This is a genomic window from Tenacibaculum adriaticum, from assembly GCF_008124875.1.
In the GTDB taxonomy this organism is placed as follows: Bacteria; Bacteroidota; Bacteroidia; order Flavobacteriales; family Flavobacteriaceae; genus Polaribacter; species Polaribacter adriaticus.
In genome coordinates this window covers 36,550-61,869 of sequence record NZ_VNIA01000002.1, presented here as the reverse complement: position 1 = coordinate 61,869, position 25,320 = coordinate 36,550, and the positions used below count along the sequence as shown (strand labels likewise).

29 protein-coding genes are annotated in these 25,320 nt (G+C 31.3%); 20 read left to right on the top strand and 9 right to left on the bottom strand.

Going from position 1 to position 25,320, the window contains the following annotated elements:
* Position 1: 1 nt before the first annotated feature.
* From C7447_RS05725 to C7447_RS14765, 8 genes are all read left to right on the top strand, one after another.
* A complete protein-coding gene (locus C7447_RS05725) occupies positions 2-487 on the top strand; it encodes a DUF6452 family protein (protein WP_148869565.1) in 486 nt (161 codons plus the stop codon).
* The gene (locus C7447_RS05720) at positions 468-1,178 is read left to right on the top strand and encodes a DUF6048 family protein (RefSeq protein ID WP_148869564.1); all 711 of its coding nucleotides are present in this window, start codon (positions 468-470) and stop codon (positions 1,176-1,178) included. Before C7447_RS05725 ends, C7447_RS05720 begins: the two co-directional genes overlap by 20 nt.
* Positions 1,179-1,238: 60 nt before the next feature.
* Positions 1,239-2,186 (top strand): isopenicillin N synthase family dioxygenase, encoded by a 948-nt coding sequence (locus C7447_RS05715; protein WP_148869563.1) that lies wholly within the window; start codon positions 1,239-1,241, stop codon positions 2,184-2,186.
* A gap of 5 nt (positions 2,187-2,191) precedes the next feature.
* On the top strand, positions 2,192-2,515 hold the full coding sequence (locus C7447_RS05710) for a translation initiation factor (protein WP_148869562.1): 324 nt from the start codon (positions 2,192-2,194) through the stop codon (positions 2,513-2,515).
* A 175-nt stretch (positions 2,516-2,690) separates the two neighbouring features.
* Positions 2,691-3,635, top strand: a complete 945-nt coding sequence (locus C7447_RS05705) for a DUF1835 domain-containing protein (protein ID WP_148869561.1) — start codon at positions 2,691-2,693, stop codon at positions 3,633-3,635.
* The gene (locus C7447_RS05700; protein WP_148869560.1) at positions 3,636-4,505 is read left to right on the top strand and encodes a nucleoside phosphorylase; all 870 of its coding nucleotides are present in this window, start codon (positions 3,636-3,638) and stop codon (positions 4,503-4,505) included.
* On the top strand, positions 4,506-5,366 hold the full coding sequence (locus tag C7447_RS05695) for a substrate-binding domain-containing protein (RefSeq protein WP_148869559.1): 861 nt from the start codon (positions 4,506-4,508) through the stop codon (positions 5,364-5,366). It abuts the gene before it with no gap.
* A 17-nt stretch (positions 5,367-5,383) separates the two neighbouring features.
* Positions 5,384-5,539: a hypothetical protein gene (locus C7447_RS14765; protein ID WP_170245931.1), complete on the top strand. Its 156-nt coding sequence runs from the start codon at positions 5,384-5,386 to the stop codon at positions 5,537-5,539.
* Between the two features lie 75 nt (positions 5,540-5,614).
* On the opposite strand, the gene C7447_RS05690 is transcribed toward C7447_RS14765, so the two are convergent.
* Positions 5,615-6,256 carry a protein-L-isoaspartate(D-aspartate) O-methyltransferase gene (locus C7447_RS05690; protein WP_148869558.1) on the bottom strand — a complete coding sequence of 214 codons (642 nt, stop codon included), beginning with the start codon at positions 6,254-6,256 and terminating at the stop codon, positions 5,615-5,617.
* Positions 6,257-6,362: 106 nt separating this feature from the next.
* On the opposite strand from C7447_RS05690, the gene C7447_RS05685 reads away from it, so the two are divergent.
* Together C7447_RS05685 and C7447_RS05680 are read left to right on the top strand one after the other, a co-directional pair.
* Positions 6,363-7,322: a Gfo/Idh/MocA family protein gene (locus C7447_RS05685; protein WP_148869557.1), complete on the top strand. Its 960-nt coding sequence runs from the start codon at positions 6,363-6,365 to the stop codon at positions 7,320-7,322.
* 20 nt (positions 7,323-7,342) lie between these two features.
* On the top strand, positions 7,343-8,230 hold the full coding sequence (locus C7447_RS05680) for a 3-hydroxyacyl-CoA dehydrogenase family protein (RefSeq protein ID WP_148869556.1): 888 nt from the start codon (positions 7,343-7,345) through the stop codon (positions 8,228-8,230).
* Between the two features lie 93 nt (positions 8,231-8,323).
* Here C7447_RS05680 and C7447_RS05675 read toward each other — a convergent pair whose 3' ends face one another.
* From C7447_RS05675 to C7447_RS05660, 4 genes are read right to left on the bottom strand one after another with little or no spacing between them, the layout of a single operon-like run.
* Positions 8,324-9,433: an efflux RND transporter periplasmic adaptor subunit gene (locus C7447_RS05675; protein ID WP_148869555.1), complete on the bottom strand. Its 1,110-nt coding sequence runs from the start codon at positions 9,431-9,433 to the stop codon at positions 8,324-8,326.
* Between the two features lie 31 nt (positions 9,434-9,464).
* Positions 9,465-10,706, bottom strand: coding sequence for an ABC transporter permease (locus C7447_RS05670; RefSeq protein ID WP_148869554.1), 1,242 nt, complete (start codon positions 10,704-10,706; stop codon positions 9,465-9,467).
* A gap of 2 nt (positions 10,707-10,708) precedes the next feature.
* Positions 10,709-11,938, bottom strand: coding sequence for an ABC transporter permease (locus C7447_RS05665; protein WP_148869553.1), 1,230 nt, complete (start codon positions 11,936-11,938; stop codon positions 10,709-10,711).
* A complete protein-coding gene (locus tag C7447_RS05660; RefSeq protein ID WP_148869552.1) occupies positions 11,931-12,644 on the bottom strand; it encodes an ABC transporter ATP-binding protein in 714 nt (237 codons plus the stop codon). The genes C7447_RS05665 and C7447_RS05660 overlap by 8 nt, the downstream gene beginning before the upstream one ends.
* A 162-nt stretch (positions 12,645-12,806) precedes the next feature.
* Between C7447_RS05660 and C7447_RS05655 the strand changes: the two genes are divergently transcribed.
* On the top strand, positions 12,807-13,223 hold the full coding sequence (locus tag C7447_RS05655) for a thiol-disulfide oxidoreductase DCC family protein (protein ID WP_148869551.1): 417 nt from the start codon (positions 12,807-12,809) through the stop codon (positions 13,221-13,223).
* On the top strand, positions 13,223-13,873 hold the full coding sequence (locus tag C7447_RS05650; RefSeq protein WP_148869550.1) for an HAD family hydrolase: 651 nt from the start codon (positions 13,223-13,225) through the stop codon (positions 13,871-13,873). The genes C7447_RS05655 and C7447_RS05650 overlap by 1 nt, the downstream gene beginning before the upstream one ends.
* 32 nt (positions 13,874-13,905) lie before the next feature.
* Here the strand turns inward: C7447_RS05650 and C7447_RS05645 are convergent, their stop codons facing one another.
* Positions 13,906-14,748, bottom strand: coding sequence for a sulfurtransferase (locus tag C7447_RS05645; RefSeq protein WP_148869549.1), 843 nt, complete (start codon positions 14,746-14,748; stop codon positions 13,906-13,908).
* A gap of 15 nt (positions 14,749-14,763) precedes the next feature.
* Positions 14,764-16,089: a dicarboxylate/amino acid:cation symporter gene (locus C7447_RS05640; protein ID WP_148869548.1), complete on the bottom strand. Its 1,326-nt coding sequence runs from the start codon at positions 16,087-16,089 to the stop codon at positions 14,764-14,766.
* Between the two features lie 147 nt (positions 16,090-16,236).
* Between C7447_RS05640 and C7447_RS05635 the strand changes: the two genes are divergently transcribed.
* Positions 16,237-16,875 (top strand): DUF937 domain-containing protein, encoded by a 639-nt coding sequence (locus C7447_RS05635; RefSeq protein ID WP_148869547.1) that lies wholly within the window; start codon positions 16,237-16,239, stop codon positions 16,873-16,875.
* Between the two features lie 73 nt (positions 16,876-16,948).
* A complete protein-coding gene (locus C7447_RS05630; RefSeq protein WP_148869546.1) occupies positions 16,949-17,254 on the top strand; it encodes a DUF6787 family protein in 306 nt (101 codons plus the stop codon).
* Between the two features lie 42 nt (positions 17,255-17,296).
* On the opposite strand, the gene C7447_RS05625 is transcribed toward C7447_RS05630, so the two are convergent.
* On the bottom strand, positions 17,297-17,590 hold the full coding sequence (locus C7447_RS05625) for a hypothetical protein (RefSeq protein ID WP_148869545.1): 294 nt from the start codon (positions 17,588-17,590) through the stop codon (positions 17,297-17,299).
* Between the two features lie 100 nt (positions 17,591-17,690).
* On the opposite strand from C7447_RS05625, the gene C7447_RS05620 reads away from it, so the two are divergent.
* The 6 genes from C7447_RS05620 to C7447_RS05595 all read left to right on the top strand — a co-directional run bounded on the left by C7447_RS05620 (position 17,691) and on the right by C7447_RS05595 (position 22,742).
* Positions 17,691-18,326, top strand: a complete 636-nt coding sequence (locus tag C7447_RS05620) for an NUDIX hydrolase (protein WP_148869544.1) — start codon at positions 17,691-17,693, stop codon at positions 18,324-18,326.
* A gap of 40 nt (positions 18,327-18,366) precedes the next feature.
* Complete coding sequence (locus tag C7447_RS05615; protein ID WP_148869543.1) at positions 18,367-19,233, top strand: lysophospholipid acyltransferase family protein; 867 nt, start codon at positions 18,367-18,369, stop codon at positions 19,231-19,233.
* A 2-nt stretch (positions 19,234-19,235) separates the two neighbouring features.
* Positions 19,236-20,327, top strand: a complete 1,092-nt coding sequence (locus tag C7447_RS05610) for a M42 family metallopeptidase (RefSeq protein ID WP_148869542.1) — start codon at positions 19,236-19,238, stop codon at positions 20,325-20,327.
* Positions 20,328-20,453: 126 nt separating this feature from the next.
* Complete coding sequence (locus C7447_RS05605) at positions 20,454-21,773, top strand: phosphoribosylamine--glycine ligase (RefSeq protein WP_148869541.1); 1,320 nt, start codon at positions 20,454-20,456, stop codon at positions 21,771-21,773.
* A complete protein-coding gene (locus C7447_RS05600; protein ID WP_170245929.1) occupies positions 21,758-22,207 on the top strand; it encodes a GNAT family N-acetyltransferase in 450 nt (149 codons plus the stop codon). The genes C7447_RS05605 and C7447_RS05600 overlap by 16 nt, the downstream gene beginning before the upstream one ends.
* On the top strand, positions 22,200-22,742 hold the full coding sequence (locus C7447_RS05595) for an NUDIX hydrolase (RefSeq protein WP_148869539.1): 543 nt from the start codon (positions 22,200-22,202) through the stop codon (positions 22,740-22,742). The genes C7447_RS05600 and C7447_RS05595 overlap by 8 nt, the downstream gene beginning before the upstream one ends.
* Here C7447_RS05595 and C7447_RS05590 read toward each other — a convergent pair.
* Positions 22,739-25,231 (bottom strand): PIG-L family deacetylase, encoded by a 2,493-nt coding sequence (locus C7447_RS05590; RefSeq protein WP_148869538.1) that lies wholly within the window; start codon positions 25,229-25,231, stop codon positions 22,739-22,741. The two genes, C7447_RS05595 and C7447_RS05590, sit on opposite strands and share 4 nt — an antisense overlap.
* Between the last annotated feature and the right edge of the window lie 89 nt (positions 25,232-25,320).

Sequence of the window (25,320 nt, the reverse complement as noted above, 5' to 3'; positions counted from 1 at the left end):
TATGAAAAAAAGTTTATTTATTGTTTTTTTAGTAATTTTTATTGTGTCAACATCTTGTGAAAAAGATGATTTTTGTGTTCAAAATCCTGTTACTCCTAGTTTAGTAATAGAATTTTACAATAAAGATTCTATAAATAAAACTAAAGCCGTTGAAAGATTTTCTGCCGTGGCAGCAAGTAAAGGTGAAGACAGTTTATTTGTTAACCTAACGACCAGTAACATTGCTCTTCCTTTAAATTCACAAACGGAAGAAACGATTTATGCTTTTAAAAAAAATGAGGAAGATGGAACAAAGGATACAAATGAAGAAGCTACTTTAACTATAAAATATACAACAGAAGAGAAATATGTTTCACGTTCTTGTGGTTATCGCTTTATTTTTAATGATCTTTCTTTTGAAAAAACAGGATGGATTGATAGTTTATCTATATCTGAACTAAAAACCATTAACAATCAAGATAGTACACATGTTAAAATATATCATTAGTTTTTATTTTTGTTTAATTTTCGTTGACAGCTTTTCACAAAACGAAACTACCCCTGAAGTAAAAAAAGATACCATTATTTATAAAACAGGCTATGGATTGCGTCTGGGTATGGATATCAGTAAACTTGGATTAATTATCGTAGATAAGAGTTACAGCGGATTAGAAATTGTGGGAGATTACCGAGTTTCAAAAAGCTGGTATGCTGCTGCAGAAATTGGTCACGAAGAAGAAATTACCTTTGAAGACTACACTAAATCAACATCGAAAGGAAATTATATTCGTTTAGGTGCTAATTATAATGCATACAATAATTGGTTAGATATGAATAATGAAATTTATGTTGGAGGTCGGTATGGGTTTGCTATTTTTGATCATACATTAAATAGCTATACACCAAATGTAAGCAACCCGGATTTTCCTTCATATTTTCCTGCTACTCCAATCACAACTCCTACTACAGAAACTGGTTTAACGGCTCATTGGCTAGAATTTCAGTTAGGTATTAAGGTCGAAACTTTTAAAAATTTATTTATTGGTTTTAGTGGTTCTTACAAAGTTGCTGTTAGTATCGATGATCAAAGTGGTTTTAAAACCTTATACGCCCCCGGGTTCAATCGTGTATACAGTAGTGATACAGGATTTGGTTTTAATTACACTATTTCATACTTAATTCCTTTTGTTAATAAATAATCATTAAAGGTTTCATTGATTTTACTACCTTTATAGTCCGAAAAATTAAACTTATTAACAATGAATAAAATACCAAGCGTAGATTTAAGAGATTTTTTATCTGATGATCCAATTCGTAAACAAAAATTCATCGATGAAATCGGTAACGCTTACGAAAATATTGGTTTCGTTGCCTTAAAAGGTCACTTTTTAGACGACAAACTAGTAGATAATTTATATAAAGAAATCAAAAACTTTTTTGACTTACCAGTTGCTATAAAGGAGAAATATGAAATTCCAGGAATTGGAGGTCAAAGAGGATATGTTTCTTTTGGTAAAGAAAGTGCTAAAGGGAAGAAAGAAGGAGATTTAAAAGAGTTTTGGCATTTCGGACAGTATGTAGATGCAGATTCTAAGTATGCAAAAGAATATCCTGAGAATGTTGAAGTTAAGGAACTTCCTGAATTTAACAAAGTAGGAAAACAGACTTATCAAATGTTAGAGAAAACAGCGAAATATGTATTACGCTCGTTAGCTTTACATTTAGGTTTAGAAGAAACATATTTTGATAATTATATCAAAAATGGGAATAGTATTTTACGCCCAATCCACTACCCTCCTATCCAAACAGAACCAAAAGGAGCCGAAAGAGCTGCCGCACACGGAGACATTAATTTGATCACATTATTAATGGGAGCTCAAGGTAAAGGGTTACAAGTACAAAACCATAAAGGTGAATGGATAGACGCTGTTGCAGAGCCAGACGAATTAATGATTAACGTAGGTGACATGTTATCTCGTCACAGTAACAATAAATTAAAATCTACTATACATAGAGTTACGAATCCTCCTAAAGAATTATGGGGAACATCCCGTTATTCAATTCCTTTCTTTATGCACCCGGTTTCAGATATGAAATTAGATGTTTTAGAAAACTGTATTGATAAAGATCACCCAAAACAATTTGAAGATATTACTGCTGGTGAGTTTTTAGATGAGCGTTTACGTGAACTAGGATTGAAAAAATAAATTTAATGGATTTACAAGATCAATTAAAAAACTTATTTCCAGAGCATACTTTTCAAGAGTCAATTGCTGAAGAAAAACCAGATATTTGGCTGCAAGACGAACCTATAATTTGTAAATACGAAAAGCGAAAAGGAAAACCTATAACTATTATAGAAGGCTATACAGGAGCAACTGAAGACTTTAAAAAATTAGCCAAAGAGATTAAAACAAAACTTTCTGTAGGTGGTAGTTTTAAAGATGAAAAAATCATAATTCAAGGAGATTATCGCGATACAATTATGAATATACTTAAAGAAAAAGGCTTCAATGTTAAACGTGTTGGAGGATAAAAAATAAAAGTTGTAGAAATCGCATTTTCTACAACTTTTATTTTTAATAATTACTTTTTTTTAACACTATAACTGAATATTTTACTAAAATTCAATTGTTTAACAATAAGATTAAAAATCGAACGTTTTTTTTTAGTAATATTGGGCTGTTTTTAATCCCCAATTAAAATAAATTATGAGTACCTCATTTTTACACATTACAAACGGAGATAGTACCACACAAATTCTCCAAAAACTACAAGTTGAAGGTGAAATTATAACTTGGCGTGAGATGTTATGCGAAGGAAAAACAATAACAGATGTTGGTAGTGAAACTTTTTGGAAAACACGTTTTGAATTTTTAAAAACATCCTATAAAGTAAGTAAACAAAAGTTTATTAATCTTACTTTAAAAGAATATCGAAATTTATGTCAGCAAAAACAACAAGATGAAATCATTTTATGGTTTGATTATGATTTATTCTGTCAAATAAATATGTTAGCTGTAATAAGTTGGTTAAAACATTACAGAGCTGGTAGAAAAATTTCACTAATTCAAAGTGGAAAAACAACTAAAAATAGTAAACTAAAAGGACTGTCTGAACTAACACCAGACCAATTGTCAAAAATATATAAAAATAGAGTTGAATTAACTCAAGATGATATTGAGTATGCCGATTATATTTGGCAGTTGTATTGTTCTGATAGTCCTCTAAGACTAGAAACTGTGCATAAGTTCAACCCGATGTCTCATTTTACATATTTAGAAAAAGCAATTAAAGCTCATTTATTACGCTTCCCTTCTGTTGAAAATGGATTAAATGTTATTGAAAACAAGATTCTTTCTATCTCAAAAGAAAATCAATTTAAAAATAAAGAAGAATTAGTTAGTTCCTTATTAACCAATCAAGGAGTATATGGTTTTGGCGATACTCAATACTACAATAAATTAGATGAGCTTAAAAAACTATTTACATCTTTTAATCCTGTTAAATTAAGTAAAGTTGGCAGGCAAGTTCTTCATAATCAAATAAATTACTACGGGCAAATTCGCTCTGATTTTTCGTATCTTGGCGGTACAAAAAAATACAGCTATTTATACATCAATTCTGATGATAAGCTGTTGAAAATATCATCATAAATGAACATTCAACATTCTGAACTTATTTTAAATGAAGATGGAAGCGTCTATCATCTTAACTTAAGACCTGAACATATATCAACAGAAATTATTTTTGTTGGTGATCAATACCGAGTGGAAAAAGTTTCTCAATATTTTGATTCTATTGAATTTACCACACAAAAACGTGAGTTTAAAACAACTACAGGTACTTTAAAAGGAAAACGAATTACAGTTATTTCTACAGGAATTGGTCCTGATAATATTGACATTGTACTAAACGAATTAGACGCTTTGGTAAATATAGATTTAGAAACCCGTCAAGTAAAAGAAAAACATACATCGTTAAATATTACACGTATCGGTACCTCTGGATCCTTACAAACTGATATTCCTATTGATAGTTTTTTACTAAGTACTCACGCTATTGATTTAAACGGAATGTTACATTTCTATCAAGTAGAAGCAATTTCACATCCAAATATTGAAGAAGCTTTTGTTAACCACACCAATTGGTCTGAGAAAAAATCATATCCAATCGTGATTTCTAACGGAAAAAGCTTAGAAGAAAAACTATCTTCTAATAAAGTTTTTAAAGGAATGACTGCCACGGCAGGTGGGTTTTACGGCCCACAAGGTCGTGTTTTGCGTTTACCTTTACAAGATGCCGATTTAAACCACAAAATTGATAGTTTTAATCACAACGGAATTCGTGTAACAAACCTAGAAATGGAAACATCTGCAATTTACGGGCTATCAAAACTATTGGACCATAACGCTTGCTCTATGAATGCTATTATTGCCAATAGAGCAAACGGAACGTTTAGTAAAAACCCCTCAAAAGTTGTTGATGATCTAATACAATACACTTTGAAAAAATTAGTTGAATAAATGCTGAATTTAAAAGTTGGTGGTGTACCGGAGCATTTTAATTATCCGTGGTACATAACCTTAAAAAATAAAGAATACACCAAAAAAGGAATTAATCTTCGCTGGCAAGATTTTCCAGGAGGAACAGGCGATATGTGTAAAGCATTACGTTCAGGAGATATTGATATTGCTATTGTTTTAACAGAAGGAATTATCAAAGACATTATTAATGGAAATCCATCAAAAATAACACAGACCTTTGTTAAAAGTCCGTTAGTTTGGGGAATTCATGTTAGTGCTAAATCAAAATTTAAAACCATTAAGGATTTAGAACATGCTACTGTTGCAATTAGTCGTTTTGGTTCAGGCTCTCATCTAATGGCGATTGTAAACGCATATAATAATGGTTGGGATATAGAGAAACTAAAATTTAAGGTTGTTGGAGACATCCAAGGAGGAATTAACTCTCTTACCAATGGTGATGCAGATTATTTTATGTGGGAACATTTTACCACTAAGCCATTAGTTGACGACGGAACTTTTAGGAGAGTTGGAGATTGTCCTACACCATGGCCTTGTTTTGTAGTGGCTGTTCGTAATGAAGTTTTAGAAAACAATTTAGAAGAAGTGAGAACAGTTTTAGATATTATTAATAACTGTACAAAAGATTTTAAAAAAACTGAAGATTTAGATAAAATCCTCGCTTCTAGATACGAACAGAAACCAGAAGATGTTAAAGAATGGTTGTCTATTACAGAATGGAATGATGGAAAACCAGTTACCAAAAATTTAGCCACACGTATTCAAAATAAAATGATTGGCTTTAACGTTATTGATAAGAAGATAAATTCTGGTGATTTAATTAGAAATTTGTACATTTGACCCTTAAATTATTTAAAATGAAAAGAGTAGTATTTATTGCAATTTGTATTGTTGGATTATTAGGATTTACTTCATGTGGTAGCACAAGCCCTTGTGGTTTATCGCAAAAAGCTAAACAAACTCAACAAAATCATCAATCTGAAATCATAGTTGCTGAAGCAATTATTGAATAAGTTGGTGTTCTTTTTTCAAATTCAATAAATCCGCTTTTCTAGGCGGATTTTTTTTGATTTCTATAAATATAGAAGTTAATTCTTCTTCTCCAACATCGGCACAAATTTAAAATCACCTAGTTCGTGCTTCTCAAATTCTTTTACTGATTTTCTAATAAATAAAGTCATCATTTGAGTTTCATCACCTACAGGAATTAACAACCTACCTCCTACTTTTAGTTGTGCTAACAAAGCTTTAGGCACAAAAGGTGCCCCAGCAGTAACAATAATTTTATCAAACGGAGCTTGTTCTTTTAATCCAATATACCCATCCCCAAATATAAAACGCTTTGGTTTGTACCCTATTTTAGGTAGAAATAATGATGTTTTTTTAAACAGTTCGTGTTGTCTTTCAATCGTGTATACTTCGGCTTCTAGTTCTAATAAAACAGCCGTTTGGTACCCTGAACCAGTACCAATTTCCAACACCTTTTCATTGGGTAGTATTTCTAATACTTGCGATTGGAAAGCTACCGTATAAGGCTGAGAAATTGTTTGTTGAGCAGCAATAGGAAATGCTTTGTCTTGATAAGCATGTGCTTCAAAACTACTATCAATAAACAAGTGTCGTGGAATTTTTCGAATAGCTTTTAAAACTTGCTCATCTGTAATCCCTTTAGCCTCTAATACGTTTGCTAATTGATTTCGAAGTCCTTGATGTTTGGTAGTGTCTCTCATTTTTACGAGGCTAAAAGTAGTAATAAATATGGATAAAAGTGTATCTTTGTTAGCGTTGATTTTCAATAAAATTCTAATCAACATATAACTAATAACTTATCAAAATATGTTAAAAGCTGGGGTTTTAGGCGCGGGTCATTTAGGAAAAATTCATTTGCGTTTGTTACAACAATCAAAAAAATATGAGTTGGTAGGATTTTATGATCCTTTTACCGAAAATGCACAGAAAGTTGCCGATGAGTTCGGTTATACATTATTTAATTCGTTAGATGAGCTAATAGACGCGGTTGATGTAGTAGATATTGTAACTCCTACGCTATCTCATTTTGATTGCGCGAAACAAGCTATAGAAAAAGGTAAACATATTTTTATTGAGAAACCAATCACCAACACAGTTCAAGAAGCTGAAGCTATTAGAACCTTAGCAAGCCAATATCATGTTAGTGGTCAAGTTGGTCATGTAGAGCGTTTTAACCCTGCTTTTATGGCTGTCAAAGATATGATTGGTACACCCATGTTTATAGAGACACATCGTTTGGCTGAATTTAATCCTAGAGGAACTGATGTTCCTGTGGTTTTAGATTTAATGATACATGATATTGATATTATTCTTTCTGTTGTAAAATCTAAGGTGAAAAATGTATATGCAAGTGGTGTTTCTGTTATTTCTGATACTCCAGATATTGCCAATGCTCGTATAGAATTTGAAAACGGATGTGTTGCCAATTTAACTGCAAGTAGAATATCTATGAAAAACATGCGTAAAAGTCGATTTTTTCAAAAGGATGCATATATTTCTGTAGACTTTTTAGAAAAGAAATCAGAAGTTGTAAGAATGAAAGATGCTCCCAGACATCATGATGAATTTGCGATGATTTTACAAAATGCTGAAGGTATAAAAAAACAGATATATTTTGACAACCCTAAAATTACGCCTAACAACGCTATTTTAGACGAGTTAGAATCGTTTGCAGATGCAATTGTAAATAACACAACACCTATTGTTTCTTTACGTCAAGGTACAGAAGCATTACGTGTAGCACATTTAATTATTAAAAATTTTTAAACTAAGAACCTAATTTTAAAATGAAAAATATTGCCGTAATTGGAGCAGGAACAATGGGAAATGGAATTGCACATACGTTTGCGCAATTTGGATATAATGTACAATTAATTGATATTTCTCAAGCATCCTTAGATAAAGGTATAGCAACTATTTCTAAAAACTTAGATAGAATGGTTGCTAAAGAAAAAATTTCTGAAGCTGAAAAAAATCAAACTTTATCAAATATCACTACATACACTTCTATTAAAGAAGGAGTACAATATGCTAGCTTGGTGGTTGAAGCTGCTACAGAAAACACTGATTTAAAATTAAAAATATTCAAAGAGTTAGATGAAGTTTGTCCTGAAGATACCATTTTAGCTTCAAACACCTCATCAATTTCTATTACCCAAATTGCAGCTGCTACTTCTCGTCCAGAAAAAGTTATTGGAATGCATTTTATGAATCCAGTGCCTATTATGAAATTGGTCGAAATTATTCGTGGGTATAATACTACTGATGAAGTGATGGATTTTACGGTTGATTTAACCAAAAAAATTAATAAAATTCCTGTAGAAGTAAACGATTATCCTGGGTTTGTTGCAAACAGAATTTTAATGCCAATGATTAACGAAAGTATTGAAACTCTTTATAATGGTGTTGCTGGTGTTGCTGAAATTGATACGGTGATGAAATTGGGAATGGCACACCCAATGGGACCTTTACAACTAGCTGATTTTATTGGTTTGGATGTTTGTTTATCTATCTTAAATGTAATGTATGATGGATTTAAAAACCCTAAATATGCTCCATGCCCTTTGTTAGTAAATATGGTAATGGCTGGTAAATTAGGTGTTAAATCTGGAGAGGGCTTTTACGATTACTCAGAAAATAGAAAAGCAGAAAAAGTTGCAAAAATGTTTAGTTAACAGCTGCTATTATTATTTTAAAATAGAAAAGGAACTAATAATATTAGTTCCTTTTTTATTATCAGACAATAATACTAATACTTAGTATTAGTTTTACTTTTTATCGTTTTCTTTAGATGCTTTGTTCCAAATTTTTAGTTCATCATCTGCAGTTATTCCTGAAACAATTTCAATATTTACTCCGTCTGAAGTTCCCAATTCTAACTCACGTTTTTCAAATTCATCTTCTCCTTTTTTAACCTCAACATAAGGTTTTTCAGTTTTCTTATCAAAACGCAATAATGCTTCTTTAATAGCTAAAACACTGTCTTTTTTCTCTAAAACAATATCTGCATTTGCAGAATACCCCGCTCTAATAAAATATTTATCGTCTAAAGTAACATCTGCTTTTATTTTAAATTGAACAGCTCCCCCTTCTTCTGTACCTTTTGGAGCTATGAAATTTAACTTAGCAGGAAACTTCTTGTCTTCTATGGCTCCTAAAGAAATTTCTAAATTGGTACCTTTAACTAATTTTCCTACTTCTGACTCATCAACTTTACCTTCAAAAATCATTTTACTCATATCAGCAATTGTTGCAATCGTAGTCCCTGCATTAAAACTATTACTTTGAATAACTTGATATCCTTTTTTAATAGGAATTTCAACAATCATCCCTGAAGATGTTGCTCTAATATTTGTGTTAGCGACATTTCCTAAACCAGCAGTAGTACCTCTTTTAATAATGTCAAGGTTTGAGCGTGAGTTAGATAACCTTTGTTGGGAATTATTAAAATTTAATTCCGAATTTTCAAAATCTAAACGAGAAATCACTCCTTTTTCGAACAAGGCTTTGTTTCTCTCAAATTGTATTTTAGCATTATTATATGTTAATTGTGCATTTTTAATGTCACCATTTGCTGCGTTTAAAGATTCTACATTAGGTACCACTCTTATTGTGGCTATTAAATCTCCTGCTTTAACAATTTGACCTTCTATAGCAACTACTTTATCTACAATTCCAGCTATTTGAGGTTTAATTTCAACTTCTTCTAACGGAATTACTTTACCAGTAGCCACTGTTTTTTTAACAATATTGGTACGAAATGCTTTTTCTGTTTCAAATTTTTCAACATTTTTCTTGTTCTTTTGTCCGAACCAAATTAAAACTGCAGCAAACAAAGCTACTACAACCCCTAATATAATTTTTGCTCTCTTACTCATTGTATTTATTTATATAGTCTGATTATTATTGTTATTCATCTCTTAATGCTTCTATTGGCTTAATCATAGTTGCCATAAAAGCTGGTATTAATCCAATTAATGTTCCTAAAACCATTAAAATAAAAAAGGCTATTAGTATTATTGGAATATTTACTGTTGGGTTTAATAAGGTTGGATCTGGTCCACTTCCTAAAAATTTATCTATTAGAAATAATACTGCTCCTCCAAAAACAATTCCTAACATACCTGCTATTGTTGTTAAAAAAACAGCTTCTAATACAACTTGTTGTCTTATTTCTATTGGTGTTGCACCTATAGCACGTCGAATTCCTATTTCTTTGGTACGTTCTTTAACTGTAATTAATAAAATATTACCTATTGCAAATACTCCTGCAATCAAGGTAGCAATACCCACAAACCAAGTTAAAAATTGCATTCCTGTTAAAAAACCAGTAAACTTACCTATTTCTACAGCTAAATTAGCACTACCTAATGCTCTATTATCTTCTGGATCTACTTTGTGTAAATTCTTTAAAACGAGCTTCATATCCAATTCTAATTGTTCTATATCTACACCCTCTTGTCCAGTAATCATCATCCAACTAATTCTATTTCCACGATTATACACCTGTTGAAAAGTAGTAAATGGAATGTAAGCTGCATCACCGTCAAAATTTATATTCCCGTTTTTGTAAACACCAATTACTTTATAATTAATATTATTTACAATAACATATTCTCCTATTGGATATTCATCTTTATCAAACAATTGCTTATAGATGTTCTCTTCTATTACTATTACTTTTGATTTACTTAAAATATCGTTATCATTTAAAAACCGACCATAAAGTAAATCTTTCTTCTGTACTTTATCTAGTACAGGATAATCTCCACTAATATTAAAATCTCCCGATTTAAACCCCTTAATAATAGTATTGTTTGTTTGACTACGTGGTGCTAGATATTTAATTTCTTTAAACTCTTTTTTTAAGACATCAATATCACTTGTTGTTAATTGAATAGAACGTCCTTTTTGAAATCCTTTAAAGGGTTTTTCTGTACGTTGCCCCCATATAAAAACACTATTGGTTGCAAAATCTCCAAAAATATTTTTAAAATTATTTTCCATACCACGTGCTGCACCTAGTAAAACAACTAACAAAAAAATACCCCAAAGTACTCCTATAATTGTAATGATAGTACGTGTTATATTTTTACGAATTCCTCCGTAAATTTCTTGCCAAGTATCAGAATCAAATAAAAATTTAAACATAATTAATCAGCTCTTAACGCCACTATAGGTTTTATTTCTGCCGCTTTTTTAGCAGGTAAGTATCCAGCAATAAGCCCTGCAATAATCAACACAATAGTTGCTCCTATTACAATTCCTATATTTACACTCGGATCTTTAATAAAATATTTTTCTAAGCTATCTCCAATTTGATTTAAAATATAGGTTCCTATGAGCAACCCTAAATACCCTGCTATTGCAGTAATCAATAAAGATTCTTTAACCACCATACCTATAATAGAGGATGGTTTTGCTCCCAAAGCTTTTCTAATTCCAAATTCTTTTGTTCTTTCTTTAATTGAAAAAATCATGATGTTACTAATTCCAATAATACCTGCAATTAAAGTCCCAGAACCGACAAAAACTACAATAAAATACAGCGCAAGCATAAATTGATCTATTCCTTTATTTGCTTCTGCCATATTTCTAACAGAAAGTGCACTTTGATCATCAGGATGAATATCTAATTGCTGACGTAAATCTCGTTCCAAACGATTACCAAAAGTTATAGCCTGATCTAAATTCAACTTTGGATTGTACCCAATGTTTATTTGACTTATATAATCATTATTTCCATATATTTTTTGAGCAGTTGTGATTGGCATATAGCACAATCGCTCTTCATTATCTCCTCCATCATCAGAAAAAATACCTATAATTTTATACGAAAGACCATTCACATTTACTTGTTTTCCTAATGCTGGTCTTTCTCCAAATAAGTCTTCTTTTACCAAACGCCCAATTACAATAACTTTTGCTGCTTGTTTAAGATCTAATCCGTTAATATACCTCCCTTCATCCATAATTGTTTTTTCTAAAAATTGATGATCTGGATGTACGGCTCTTAAACTATAATTATCTTGGTTCTTTTTATACGCTATGTTTACATTTTTATAAATTCTTGCTGTTAAATACTGAATTTTATCTTCATATTTATCAGCAACATAATTGTAATCTTTATTTTTAAGCTGAATTACTCTACCTGTTTGTAATCCTTTGTAAGGTTTAGAAGTTTTCCATACACGAACAAACATAGCATTAGCAGCATCATCTACAAAAGCTTCGGCAAAGGTGTTTTTTAGTCCGCTTACAATACCAAAAAGTAGAGTAAATAACAAAATAGCAAACGCAACCGTAAACCCAGACAATATAGATCGTAGTTTGTTTTTATTAATACTTTGAAATATCTCTCTCCAAGAATCTAAATCAAACATGTTTTAAATATTTAGCTTTTGCTATTCCCGATGGTGTCAACTCATCACTTATAATAATACCATCTTTTAAACGTACAATTCTATCGGTTTGTTCTGCAACATCTTCTTCGTGCGTAATTACAAAAACTGTCATTCCTTCCTCATTAATCCCCTTAAGTAAATCCATTACCGAATCGGTAGTTGTAGAATCTAAAGCCCCTGTTGGCTCATCTGCTAAAATAACTTTAGGTTTAGATACCAATGCCCTAGCAATAGCAACACGTTGTTTTTGACCTCCAGAAAGTTCGTTGGGTAAATGATTTGCCCATTCTTTTAATCCAACTTTTTCTAAATAATCCATCGCAATTGCCAAACGTTCTTTACGCCCCATCCCCTTGTAATATAAAGGAAGAGCAACGTTTTCTAGTGCTGTTTTATAAGATATTAAGTTAAAAGATTGAAATACAAAACCAAGAAATTTATTACGTAAAATTGCTGCTTTTTTCTCATTTAAATTAGAGATTAATTGTCCATTTAAATAATAGTTTCCCTCATCGTGTTCGTCTAACAAGCCAACAATATTTAATAATGTTGATTTTCCAGAACCAGAAGATCCCATAATGGAAACAAACTCTCCTTCTTTAATATGTAAATCAAGTCCTTTTAAAACATGAAGTGAATCTTTTCCTATTGGATAAGATTTATGTAAGTTTTCTATACGAATCATACAGTTTGGTTAATTTTTGTACTAAAGTAATTATTGTTTTAGCGTAAAATTTTAATTTTTTGTTAAAACCTATTACTACCTTCTTTTAACTAGACGCCTAATTATTAATTATGTTACAAAAAGTTGTTGTAATTTTGATGAAAATTCTCATACTAAACATAAGTGACTGATTTAAAAACAACTAAAAAAATTATTTTATTTGATGGAGTTTGTAATCTTTGTAACTCTTCCGTTTTAAAAGTAATTAAATTTGACAAAAAGAATAATTTTGTTTTTGCTTCTTTACAATCTGAAACTGGTTTAAAAATAATTCAAAAATTAAATATAAATACCTCATTAACAGATTCTATAATTTTATATGAATCTGATGTTTCTTATTATACAAAATCATCCGCGGTGTTAAAAATAATGAATGAATTAGGTGGTTTTTGGAGACTCTCTCAATTTTTTTGGATATTCCCTACTCGCTTTCGTGATGCTATTTATGATTATATTGCGAAGAATAGATATAAATGGTTTGGTAAAAAAGAACAATGTATGATACCAACACCAGAACTAACAGCTAAGTTTTTAGACTAATGATAAAAGATTTGAAATGTGTAATTTTCGATATGGATGGGGTTATTATCGATTCTGAATTAATACACAAAAAAGCCTATTATGAAACGTTTGACTCTTTAGGTTTAACAGTAACCGAAGAAATTTATGATACTATAACTGGTTCTTCTACCATAAATGCCTTTCAAAAATTAGTAAACACATTTAATTTATCTGAAAATCCAGAAGATTTAGTTCTTGAAAAAAGAAAAAGATATGTTAACTTTTTTGAGAACGATCCTAACTTACATTTAGTAGAAGGTGTAGAAGACATCATCCATTATTTTCATCAAAAAGGAATAACACTTATATTGGCTTCTTCTTCGGCAATGGTTAATATTAATCGTGTTTTTGATCGTTTTGATTTACACAAATACTTTAAAGCAAAAATAAGTGGAGCTGATTTAAAAGCTTCTAAACCACACCCAGAAATCTTTGAAAAAGCAGCTGTTTTGGGAGATTTCCCAAAAGAAAACTGTATTGTCATAGAAGATTCAGACAACGGAATTAAAGCTGCAAATGATGCAGGTATTTTTGTGTTTGGATATAAAAATCCTGAAGTTCATAATCAAACTTTACAAAATGCTAATGCTATTATTGAAAAATTTAATGAGTTAAAAGCATTTTTCTAATCTAGAGAAAATTTTAGTTTTATTGATAAACTTTATTTTGTTTTAACTGGTAAATCTTTTCTACTCCCCCATTCTGACCACGAGCCATCGTAAACTGAATAATTTGAATTCCCAGAGATTTCTAATCCTAAAGCTAAAATACAAGCTGTTATCCCAGAACCGCAAGTAAAAATAAATCTATTTTGTTTTAAATTAACTCTAGAAAATATAAGAGATAAGGCTACAGAATCTTTCATTTTTCCATCAACTTGTAATTCTGTATAAGGTAGATTAAAAGAATTCGGAATATGCCCACTTCTAATTTCTTCTCTTGGCTCTAACTCTTCTGCAAAAAAACGAGCTCTAGAGCGAGCATCTGTAATACATACTTCTTGTTGAATTCCTAACAAAACATCATCGGTAAAACTAATTTTATCCGATTGGTATTTTACAATAAAATCTCCTTTTTCATATTCTTCTTTTGCAGGATTTTCTACAGGTAAACCATTTCTATTCCACTCTGGAAAACCACCATCTAAAACTGCGATATTTGTAAAACCAAAGGTTTTAAATAACCACCAAACTCTAGGTGCTGAATAAATACCATGATCGTCATATACCACAATACAAGTATCTTTATTAACTCCCAAATTTTGCGCACGTTGTTCAAAATCATTCGAAGATAAAATTGTATTGGGATATTGTGAATTTTGCAGAGAAAACCCTTTTTTTATATCAAAAAAACGAGCTCCAATTATTTGTTTTTTTTCTAATGATTCCGATATAGAAATTCCTACCTTAGGTATGGTTGCATCAAAAATAATAAGATTTTCAGCGTTGATATTTTCATGCAACCAAGTTACCGATACAATAGGTGTGGTTATTTTTAATTTCATCTATAATGAATGGTTTTATTTTACTTCATCATAGTGATCATCCCACTCTTTAGGCTTTGGTTTTCCTAGTTTCCCTACAGATTTTGCTACAATCATAGATACTGTTGCATCTCCTGTTACATTAATCGTGGTACGTAACATGTCTAAAGGTCTATCGACTGCAAAAATTAATGCTAAAGCAACAGGATATAATTCCTTCGGAAAACCAATAGATTCGAGTACAATTACCAACATAACCATACCTGCTCCTGGCACTGCTGCACTACCTATGGATGCTAATAACGCAGTTAATACAATAGATATTTGATTTCCAAAGCTTAACCCTTCTGGCCACAAAACTTGCATGGCAAAAACCGCTGCTACAGCTTGGTATAAACTTGTTCCATCCATATTAATGGTAGCTCCAACTGGTAATACAAAACTCGATACTTCTTTATCTACACCTAAGTGCTCTTCAACACGTTCCATTGTTACAGGTAAAGTTGCTGCACTAGAACTTGTTGAAAATGCTAATAGTTGTGCTGGACTTAATTCTTTTAAAAACCATAACGGATTTTTCTTTGTAAAAACACTTACCAAAATACTGTAAAAAACAATCATCAATAATAAACCTATAACTACTGTCCCTGCATATTTTAACAATGCTAATAATATATCTGGATCTCCTGAAGTAACTACAACATTCGCTAATAAAGCAAATACTGCGTAAGGAGAAACGAGCATAATTAAATCAACCATTTTTAAAATAGCATCATTTAAACCATCAAAAAAATCTTTTAAAGGTTTTGCTTTTTTCTCACCTATAAGCAGCATTGAAATTCCTAAAAAGATAGTAAAAAAGATTACCTGTAACATTGCTTTATTATCGCTCATCGCACTTACCGCATTATCTGGTACCATATCTACAATAAACTGTAATGGTCCGCTACTTTTTTGTTTAGATGCTTCAGAAATTTTAGCTGTAACACCAGAACTATTTGCATACGTATTTGTTAATTTATCTACTGTTTCTTGAGATATTCCGTCTCCAGGTTGTAATATATTTACTAAAAGCAATCCAAGTGTAATTGCAAAAATAGTAGTTCCTATATAAATTAAAATAGTACGTACTCCTATATTTTTAAATTTAGAAATATCTTTTAAATCAGAAATACCTTTAATTAATGAAGCCACAATTAACGGTACTGCTATTAGTTTTAAAAGTTTAACAAAAATGGTTCCTAATGGTTTTATCCAGTCTGCAACAAATTGTTGCCATTCTAATTGTAAAGCTATAAACCCAAATAATAATCCCGCCAGCATTCCTATTAAAATCTGCCAGTGTAGTTCTAGTTTCTTCATTGTATAATTTAATTTGTGTAGGACGGTAAAGATAGAAAATAGATTTATTGTTTCAAGAAATAAAAATCGAGTCTAAAATGTGACTTAATTTTGTATCTTGTGTCACACATAATGTGTAAAAATTAAATTAATCTTAAAAATAGAAAAATGGAAGGAATTTTAGACTTATTAAACAGCCCTATCGGTAAAACAATTATTAATGGTGTGGCTGGTTCTACAGGTCAAGACACTAATAAAACGAGTGGTCTTTTAACTATGGCGTTACCTGTTTTAATGAAAGCAATGGAACGTAATGCTGCTACACCACAAGGAGCTGAAGGTTTAATGGGTGCATTAAGTAAACACGATGGAGGTATTTTAGATAATCTTGGTGATTTATTTGGTGGCGGTGTAAATTCTGATGTTATTGCTGATGGTGGTAAAATTTTAGGACACGTTTTAGGAAACAAACAACAAGGTGTAGAACAAGTTTTAAGTCAAAAATCTGGTATCGATGCTGGATCTGTTGGAAATATATTAAAAGTTGCAGCTCCGATTTTAATGGGAGTATTGGGTAAACAATCTCGTCAAAACGGTGTTAGTAACGCAGGCGACTTAGGTGGTTTGCTAGGTGGTTTACTAGGTGGAAATTCAGCTCCTCAAAACCAAAGCTTTTTAGAAAAAATTTTAGATGCTGACGGAGATGGTAGCATTATTGATGATGTAGCAGGAATGGTTTTAAATAGTGGTTCTAAAAAAGGAGGTATACTTGGTGGCTTACTAGGTGGTCTTTTTGGAAAAAAATAATTCTTCTTTATTTAACTATATAAAAAGGTCAAACATTGTTGTTTGACCTTTTTCTTTTCAATACTTTTGACAAATGGAAAAATTAAAACAACGTTGGGGAATAAAAAACAACTGGGATGTTGTTGCTATTCTATTAGTTTTTGCTATAAATGGTTCTTTTTCTGCTTGGGTTGCTAAACCTGTTACTGCTTTCTTAGGACTGTCTTCAGAAACATTAAACCCGTGGATTTATTACCCTTTAAGAATATTATTAATTTTTCCTATTTATCAAACAACATTACCTATTGTTGGTTGGCTATTTGGTCAATTTAAATTCTTTTGGGAATTTGAAAAGAAATTTTTAAGTAGATTAGGACTTGGATTTATATTTAAAAAATAAAAAAGCTCGCAAAACGAGCTCTTCTTTTTGTTTTAATTTCTTTTACACATCTATTGTTTTTTCAACAGTTCTAGTACTAAAAACATAGGTATATAACCACATAATAGTAAAAGTAGGAATTACATCTAGGCCTGGTGCAATTTCTTCAATAAAAGAAACTGCCGCAGCTATTTTTCCCTTTTTTCCTTTGTACATCTTTGTCATTAAATAAGCAGAAGCTGGTGCCCAAACTAAATCTAAAAACTCTCCTACTCCTGGTACAATAAAGGAAATGTAACCTATAGCATCAAAAACCAAACTCAACGCTAATTTTTTGTATTTATTTTCTGTATTCATTCTGTATTTTTTATTACAATTTAGTAAAAATCAAAATTCACGCCAAAAAATAAATTGTTACTTTTTAAATTAATAAATTTGTTAAAACATTTTTTATTAAATGAATTTTAAAGATTTTACAAACAAAATAGACCATTTAAAAGTCAATCAATTGGGTGGAAGAATATCTCAATTTAAACTTGTTCCTGAATTACGTATAAAAATTTCTGAAGAAAAAATTAAAAATAGTAACCCTAGAAAAGCTGCCGTATTAGCCTTATTTTATCCTGATGAATATAATGAAACGAGATTCATACTTACCGAAAGAGCTAGTTATAACGGTGCACATTCATCTCAAATTAGTTTTCCGGGTGGTAAAATTGAAAAATCTGACACAAATTTAAAGGAAACTGCTTTGCGTGAAACTCATGAAGAAATTGGTATTGCTCGTTCTTCTGTAAAAATTATAAGGCAGTTATCCGAAACGTACATACCTCCTAGTAATTTTATAGTTACTCCTTTTTTAGGTATTACAGAACAAAGACCTATTTTTAAGCCTAATAATGAGGTTGCTAAATTAATTGAAGTGTTGGCAACAGATTTAATAGATGACACTAATTTATCATTAGTAGAAATGGAAACTTCTTACATGAAAAAAATTGAGGTTCCGTGTTTTACATTTAATAATTATATTGTTTGGGGAGCAACTGCAATGATGCTTTCTGAAATTAAAGATTTACTTAAAGATATTCATTAAAAATCTTTTGTATTTTTGTTTTTACCTAATCACATTTTTTATGCCTTTATTTAAAAGGAATCCTTTCGGACATATATTATTTTTAAAACGATTACTCATTCAATTTTTGGGTATAATATCTCATGGAAGATATCGTAAATTTAATGATTTACAAATTGAAGGTTCAGAGATTTTACGTCAATTACCATCAAAAAATATTTTATTTATTTCTAATCATCAAACGTACTTTGCAGATGTCGCTGCTATGTTTCATGTTTTTAACGCTTCTTTAAAAGGACGTGATGATAATATTAGAAACGTTGGTTATCTATGGAAACCAAAACTAAATATTTATTTCGTCGCTGCGGGCGAAACCATGCGTTCTGGTTTATTACCTCGTATTTTTGCCTATGCTGGCTCAGTATCTGTAGAAAGAACTTGGAGAAGTGAAGGAAAGGATGTAAACAGACAGGTAAAAATGTCTGATATCTCAAATATTGGTAAAGCTTTAGATGATGGATGGGTAATTACATTCCCACAAGGAACTACCACTCCTTTTAAGCCTATTCGAAGAGGAACTGCACATATCATTAAAACATACAAACCTATGGTAGTACCTATTGTTATTGATGGTTTTAGACGCTCTTTTGATAAAAAAGGATTAATGATCAAAAAACGTAACGTTTTACAGTCGATGGTAATTAAAGAACCTTTAGATATTGATTATGAAAATGAAGATGTGAGTAGTATTGTTGAAAAAATTGAATTTGCAATCGAACAACATCCTTCGTTTTTAAAGGTATTAACTCCAGAACAACTTAAAGAGCAAGAAGAATTTATTGAAAGTAGAAGTTTCTGGGGAAGTGATACTAAGAAAAAAGATGAAAAGGAAGTTAAAAAAAAGAAAAGCGTAACAACGCATAAATAATTATGGCTAAAAATAAATCAATCTTAAATAAAAAGTCAATTACTTTTTTAGAAAAATATTTAAATAATGCGGCTCCTACAGGTTATGAGTGGGAAGGTCAAAAAATTTGGATGGATTACCTGAAACCTTATGTAGATGAGTTTATCACAGATACATACGGTTCTGCTGTTGGAGTTATTAATCCGAAAGCAAAATACAAAGTTGTTATAGAAGGGCATGCTGATGAAATTTCATGGTATGTAAATTATATTTCTGATGACGGATTAATCTATGTTATCCGTAACGGAGGAAGTGATCATCAAATTGCACCAAGTAAAATTGTAAACATTCATACTAAAAACGGAATTGTAAAAGGTGTTTTTGGTTGGCCAGCAATTCATACACGTAATAAAGCTAAAGAAGAAGCGCCAAAACCTGACAATATTTTTATTGATGTTGGTTGTGCTACTAAAGAGGAAGTTGAAAAATTAGACATCCATGTAGGTTGTGTAATTACGTATCCAGATGAATTTCATATTTTAAATGGAGATAAATTTGTGTGTCGTGCATTAGATAATCGCATGGGGGGATTTATGATTGCAGAAGTAGCACGTTTATTACATGAAAATAAAAAAACACTTCCTTTCGGATTGTATATTACCAACTCTGTTCAAGAAGAAATTGGTTTACGTGGTGCAGAAATGATAACACAAACCATTAAACCAAATGTGGCTATTGTTACCGATGTTACTCACGATACCACTACCCCAATGATCGATAAAAAGAAGCAAGGTCTTCTAGAATTGGGTAAAGGGCCAGTAATTGCATATGCCCCAGCTGTACAACAAAAACTACGTGATTTAATCACAGAAACAGCCGAAGCTAAAAAAATACCTTTCCAACGTTCTGCTTTATCTAGAGCGACAGGAACGGATACCGATGCTTTTGCCTATAGTAATGGTGGTGTAGCTTCAGCATTAATCTCTCTACCACTTCGTTATATGCATACCACAGTAGAAATGGTACACCGAGATGATGTAGAAAACGTAATTAAAATGATTTACGAAACCTTGTTAAATATAAAAGACGGAGAAACTTTTTCGTATTTTAATTAAACTTAAAAATCCTGTTTAAAAACAGGATTTTTTTTATTTATAAAATGTTTTTGCATTCGTTTATTTAGTAATTTTGATAAAAATTTTATATTAATTTAAAAATGAAATTACACTTCTATTTGGTCTATGACAACTCTTTCTAAAACAAGAAAAGACCAAACTACAAATGAAAAATATAATTTTTTGTTTGTTTCTAAATGGGGAGAATCATTAGATGTTGCCCAAGCAATTAAAGAAGAAGGACATGCTGTTAAAATGCATGTCGAAGACAAATCTTCTCGAGAAATCGGATATGGTTTTGTTCCTAAGGTAAGTGATTGGAAGAAGCATATCGACTGGGCAACCATCATTATTTTCGATTACACAGGCTACGGAAAAATATGTGATGATCTAAGAAAAGAAGGAAAACTGGTTTTTGGTAACTCAGAATACACCGACTTATTAGAACTAGACAGGCATTTCGGTCAGCAAGAATTAAAAAAACATAAAATTAAAATTTTACCGTCTAAAGAATTTACTAATTTTAAGGATGCGATTGATTATGTTCAAAAAAATCCTGATGCGTATGTAGTAAAACCTTGTGGCGAAACTCAAGATTTAAAACAATTGTTGTTTGTTGGGAATGATGATGAAGGGCTAGATGTAATACGAATGCTAAAAGCCTACGAAAAATCTTGGGGAGATAATTTTGGTACTTTTCAATTACAACGTAAAGTAAAAGGGGTTGAAATTGCTGTCTCTGCTTTTTTTAATGGTAAAAACTTTATTCAACCTTATAACATTACTTTTGAGCACAAAAAATTCTTTCCTAAAGAATTAGGGGTCTCTACAGGTGAAATGGGAACGAGTATGTTTTGGGCTAAAAATTCACCAATTTACGATGCTACTTTAAAAAAGTTTGAACCTACTTTAGCAAAAGAAAATTTTATAGGTCATATAGATATTAACTGTATTGTAAATGGTAACGGAATTTATCCTTTAGAGTTTACTTCTCGTTTTGGGTATCCTCAAATTTATATACAAAGAGATGGAATTACGGAACCTCTTGGTCATTTATTTTATAAGATTGTAACAGGTCAAAATTTCACGATCAATACTAAAAAAGGATTCCAAATTGGTGCTTATATGGTAGTACCTCCTTTTCCTTTTAATGACAAAAAAAGTTTTGAGCTCTTTTCAAAAGACTCTGTTGTTTTGTTTAAAAAAGAAATGAAAGAAGGTGTTCATCCCATCCATCTTAAAAAAGTAAATTCTGAATGGTTAATTACAGGAAATATTGGTATTGCTTTATTAGTAACAGGTACTGGTGTAACCATGAAAGATGCACAGCGAATGATGCAAAACAGAATAAATAATATCATTATTAACAACAGTTATTACCGAACAGATATTGGCGATCGTTGGCAGGAAGATTCCGATAAATTATGGGCATGGGGACTACTATAAAAGAACTCACAGACTCTAAAAAATATTTTAATATTCTTTCTGAGGAATGGAAAGAATTAATAACTCCTGTTTGGCAACAACACGCTTCGTCTTCAAACATATACGGTTTGTTTTTAAACAATGAACTTATAGGTGGTGGTATTTTATTTAGTAAAATGCCACCCTTTGCTACCCAATTTGAAAAAGACAATGCCACCTTATTTGAAAAAGGTTACTTATATTTAGGTTATGTTTGGGTAAGAGAAAATCACAGAAATAAAGGATACGCAAGTAATTTTCTTACACTTCTTAAAAATGAACATCCAAACCAAAAATATTGGTTAACCATTGAAGAAGAAAACTTACGCTATTTTTATGAGCAAAACGGGTTTACAGTGTATGCAGAAAGCGAAAACGAATACCCAAAAGAATGGATTTTAACGTATAATGGATGAATTAATAGACATTGTTGATGAATTTGGTAATTACACCGGTAAAACTGCTTTAAAATCGGTTGCTCATAAATACGGATATTTTCATCCCACCGTTCATGTTTGGTTGTATACCAAAGAAGAAAAAGTTTTATTGCAACAACGTGCTTTGACTAAAAAAGTATTTCCCGGTTTGTGGGATATTTCGGTTGCAGGTCATGTAACTGCTGGTGAAGATATTTTAGTCTCTGCCACTAGAGAAATTAAAGAAGAAATCGGATTTCAAATTTCAACTAATGAGTTGATTAAAATTGGCACACGTAAACACATGGTTAACCACCCAAACGGAATTATTGATAATGAATTCCACCATGTTTTTGTTGCTGAATTAACCACTCCTATCAATAAACTTATCATACAAGAAGAAGAGGTTGCAGCATTACAATTATTTGACTTAAACACACTTTTAAACACAAAAAATCTCGAGAATATACTACTCCCAAGATTTCATGATTATTATTGTTTTGTGTATGATGAGATTAGAAATAACTTAACTTAATCATCACTTTTCACTGATAACAAATTAGCAAATAGCTTATACGCTCCGGGTACACCTGCGGGTAACTCTCTAAAAAAGCTTAAACCGGTATACACATAGTTTCCTTTTCCGTATTTAGCAACTAACAAACTACCTTGTTTGGGTGTTTCGTTCTTATCGTTCATGGATAAAATTGGAATGAATTCTTGCCCCCACTTATCAGGAAAATACAATCCACGTTCTTGTACCCAACCATTAAAATCTGCTTCGGTAATTGTATTTGGGTAATTTAAAACAGAATGTTCTTTAGCTAACAAGGTTACTTTAGCATTTTCATCGGTTACTCTGTCGCGAGACATGTGCAACTCAAACGGAGCTTTTACATCTACTCCTCTGTTAGTATTGTATTGTACGATCAGGTTTCCGCCATTTTTTACGTACTCTAATAAGTGTTTTTGTTTGAATTGCAATTCTTTTTTAGTATTGTAAGCTCTAATCCCCAACACAACCGCATCAAACTGCTTTAAACTCTTTTCATTTATTTCCTGCGGAAGAATTTCGGTTACTTTATATCCTATTTGACGTAAACTTTCTGGAATAGCATCTCCCGATCCTTGAATATACCCAATAGAACTTCCATTCTTTTTAATATCTAAACGCACCACTTTTGCTTCAGAAGCTAGTAAAACCGATTGTTTTGGAATGTGATTGTAATTAATCTCAACCAATTCTTTATCGTAGTTTTTTCCTTCTGAACTAGCAATAGCTTTAATAATTCCTTCAGATTTATTTTTTGACGGCGTTACAGTAAAGTCAATTGTTTTTTTGTCTCCTTTTTGCTCAATACTAAACTGAATATTTTCTGGTGAAACTTTCCAACCTTCAGGAACTTGTAATGCTACAGTTCCGTTTACATTTTTAGCTCCCGAGCGAACTTCTACCGAAACCTTTCGCGAAGCTTCCGAAGAAAAAATTACAACTTTATTTTTAAGTTTTGTGGTAACTTTTGGCAACACTTCAAACGGTTCGTAAATCTCACCTTTATCACGCTCAGCATAACGACGAACCACGTTTTTAGTTATTGAAATTGGCTGATCTTCAATCATCAAATCAAACAGAACCTGTAATGGTCTTGGTGTTTCTGGTTTACCAATTAATTTTTGATCTTCCACTTTATACATTCCTAAATCCCATGGTTTATTTAACCAATACGGAGAAGAATAATCGGTATTTTGAATGGTATATGTTTCTTTAAAACTTTGTTTTTGATTAGGAACTAAATCGATGTTCTTTTCTAATATTTTGTTCTCTGGAAGAAATTTAACCGTGTTCAGTTCCATTGAAACCGAACTTCTATTCAATACCTCGAAATCTATTTGAACAAATGAATTTGAAGTTGCAGTCGAACTTTCTGCTGAAGCTTCTAAATATAAACCTGCACAGGCTTCAATAATTTCTTTTAATTCTTTTGTTTTTATCCCTTTCCAGTGCTCATCTTTTAAATCCTGAACCAATTCGTAAGCTTTCATTAACTCGGGTAAGTGTTTCGACGGATTTACAAAATCAAACTTCTTTTCAACTTCATATAAAATATCACCAATTTCTCCACCACCTTCTACTCTATTCCATGTCGTATTAATTCCTGAAAAAATATCTTTTTTGTCTTTCGGAAAATCCCCTTTTAAAAACTCAACGTATTCGGTTTGGCTACCTCGAGTAGATAGACGTCCGAATCCTTGACATAAATGTTGGCTACTTGCTATGGATGCTAATTCGTTATTCGATACTCCTTTTAACGGATAATACACACCAATATCAAAGTTTAACATGTTGCTTTTATCAGCTTTTTCAAATTTCTCTTCGCTTCCATAAAACCACCAAGACGTATTAAAAAACAATCTCTTAGGTTGCCATGTACTGGTAAGATTAAGCTGTTCTGGATATTTAGTTTTATCATTTGCTAAATCAAAAGCCTCTACACTTAACATTGCCGATGAAGTATGATGTCCATGCGTAGTTCCTGGAGTTCTATGATTAAATCGATTGATAACTACATCGGGTTTAAAGGTACGAATTGCCCAAATTACATCAGACAATACCTTATCTTTTTGCCAGATTTCCAACGTTTCATCTGGATGTTTTGAATATCCGAAGTCATTAGCACGAGAAAATAATTGTTCTCCGCCATCAACACCTCTTGCTGCTAATAATTCTTGTGTACGAATTACCCCTAATAATTCTCGCATTTCCGGACCAATTAAATTCTGACCTCCATCACCACGTGTTAACGATAAATACCCTGTTCTTGCATGTACCTTATTCGCTAAATAGGCAATTAAACGTGTGTTTTCATCATCTGGATGCGCCGCTATGTATAAGGCAGTTCCTAAAAAATTCAGTTTTTGAACTTTTTCGTAGATCTGATTAGAAGTTAATTTTTGAGGTTTTTGGGCGAATATTGATACTGTAATCAACAAAAATGTGATTACAGCAACTAGTTTTTGATTCATTTTTTTGAGTTTGTAGTCAAACAAATGTAATTTATTTAACTTTTTAAATGGTTAAAGAAAATTTAAAATTTGGTTTCTTTAAATTGATT

Coding starts and splice junctions, on each gene's coding strand:
- C7447_RS05725 (WP_148869565.1), top strand. CDS start 2: ATGAAAAAAAGTTTATTTATTGTTTTTTTAGTAATTTTTATTGTGTCA.
- C7447_RS05720 (WP_148869564.1), top strand. CDS start 468: ATGTTAAAATATATCATTAGTTTTTATTTTTGTTTAATTTTCGTTGAC.
- C7447_RS05715 (WP_148869563.1), top strand. CDS start 1,239: ATGAATAAAATACCAAGCGTAGATTTAAGAGATTTTTTATCTGATGAT.
- C7447_RS05710 (WP_148869562.1), top strand. CDS start 2,192: ATGGATTTACAAGATCAATTAAAAAACTTATTTCCAGAGCATACTTTT.
- C7447_RS05705 (WP_148869561.1), top strand. CDS start 2,691: ATGAGTACCTCATTTTTACACATTACAAACGGAGATAGTACCACACAA.
- C7447_RS05700 (WP_148869560.1), top strand. CDS start 3,636: ATGAACATTCAACATTCTGAACTTATTTTAAATGAAGATGGAAGCGTC.
- C7447_RS05695 (WP_148869559.1), top strand. CDS start 4,506: ATGCTGAATTTAAAAGTTGGTGGTGTACCGGAGCATTTTAATTATCCG.
- C7447_RS14765 (WP_170245931.1), top strand. CDS start 5,384: ATGAAAAGAGTAGTATTTATTGCAATTTGTATTGTTGGATTATTAGGA.
- C7447_RS05690 (WP_148869558.1), bottom strand. CDS start 6,256: ATGAGAGACACTACCAAACATCAAGGACTTCGAAATCAATTAGCAAAC.
- C7447_RS05685 (WP_148869557.1), top strand. CDS start 6,363: ATGTTAAAAGCTGGGGTTTTAGGCGCGGGTCATTTAGGAAAAATTCAT.
- C7447_RS05680 (WP_148869556.1), top strand. CDS start 7,343: ATGAAAAATATTGCCGTAATTGGAGCAGGAACAATGGGAAATGGAATT.
- C7447_RS05675 (WP_148869555.1), bottom strand. CDS start 9,433: ATGAGTAAGAGAGCAAAAATTATATTAGGGGTTGTAGTAGCTTTGTTT.
- C7447_RS05670 (WP_148869554.1), bottom strand. CDS start 10,706: ATGTTTAAATTTTTATTTGATTCTGATACTTGGCAAGAAATTTACGGA.
- C7447_RS05665 (WP_148869553.1), bottom strand. CDS start 11,938: ATGTTTGATTTAGATTCTTGGAGAGAGATATTTCAAAGTATTAATAAA.
- C7447_RS05660 (WP_148869552.1), bottom strand. CDS start 12,644: ATGATTCGTATAGAAAACTTACATAAATCTTATCCAATAGGAAAAGAT.
- C7447_RS05650 (WP_148869550.1), top strand. CDS start 13,223: ATGATAAAAGATTTGAAATGTGTAATTTTCGATATGGATGGGGTTATT.
- C7447_RS05645 (WP_148869549.1), bottom strand. CDS start 14,748: ATGAAATTAAAAATAACCACACCTATTGTATCGGTAACTTGGTTGCAT.
- C7447_RS05640 (WP_148869548.1), bottom strand. CDS start 16,089: ATGAAGAAACTAGAACTACACTGGCAGATTTTAATAGGAATGCTGGCG.
- C7447_RS05635 (WP_148869547.1), top strand. CDS start 16,237: ATGGAAGGAATTTTAGACTTATTAAACAGCCCTATCGGTAAAACAATT.
- C7447_RS05630 (WP_148869546.1), top strand. CDS start 16,949: ATGGAAAAATTAAAACAACGTTGGGGAATAAAAAACAACTGGGATGTT.
- C7447_RS05625 (WP_148869545.1), bottom strand. CDS start 17,590: ATGAATACAGAAAATAAATACAAAAAATTAGCGTTGAGTTTGGTTTTT.
- C7447_RS05620 (WP_148869544.1), top strand. CDS start 17,691: ATGAATTTTAAAGATTTTACAAACAAAATAGACCATTTAAAAGTCAAT.
- C7447_RS05615 (WP_148869543.1), top strand. CDS start 18,367: ATGCCTTTATTTAAAAGGAATCCTTTCGGACATATATTATTTTTAAAA.
- C7447_RS05610 (WP_148869542.1), top strand. CDS start 19,236: ATGGCTAAAAATAAATCAATCTTAAATAAAAAGTCAATTACTTTTTTA.
- C7447_RS05605 (WP_148869541.1), top strand. CDS start 20,454: ATGACAACTCTTTCTAAAACAAGAAAAGACCAAACTACAAATGAAAAA.
- C7447_RS05600 (WP_170245929.1), top strand. CDS start 21,758: ATGGGGACTACTATAAAAGAACTCACAGACTCTAAAAAATATTTTAAT.
- C7447_RS05595 (WP_148869539.1), top strand. CDS start 22,200: ATGGATGAATTAATAGACATTGTTGATGAATTTGGTAATTACACCGGT.
- C7447_RS05590 (WP_148869538.1), bottom strand. CDS start 25,231: ATGAATCAAAAACTAGTTGCTGTAATCACATTTTTGTTGATTACAGTA.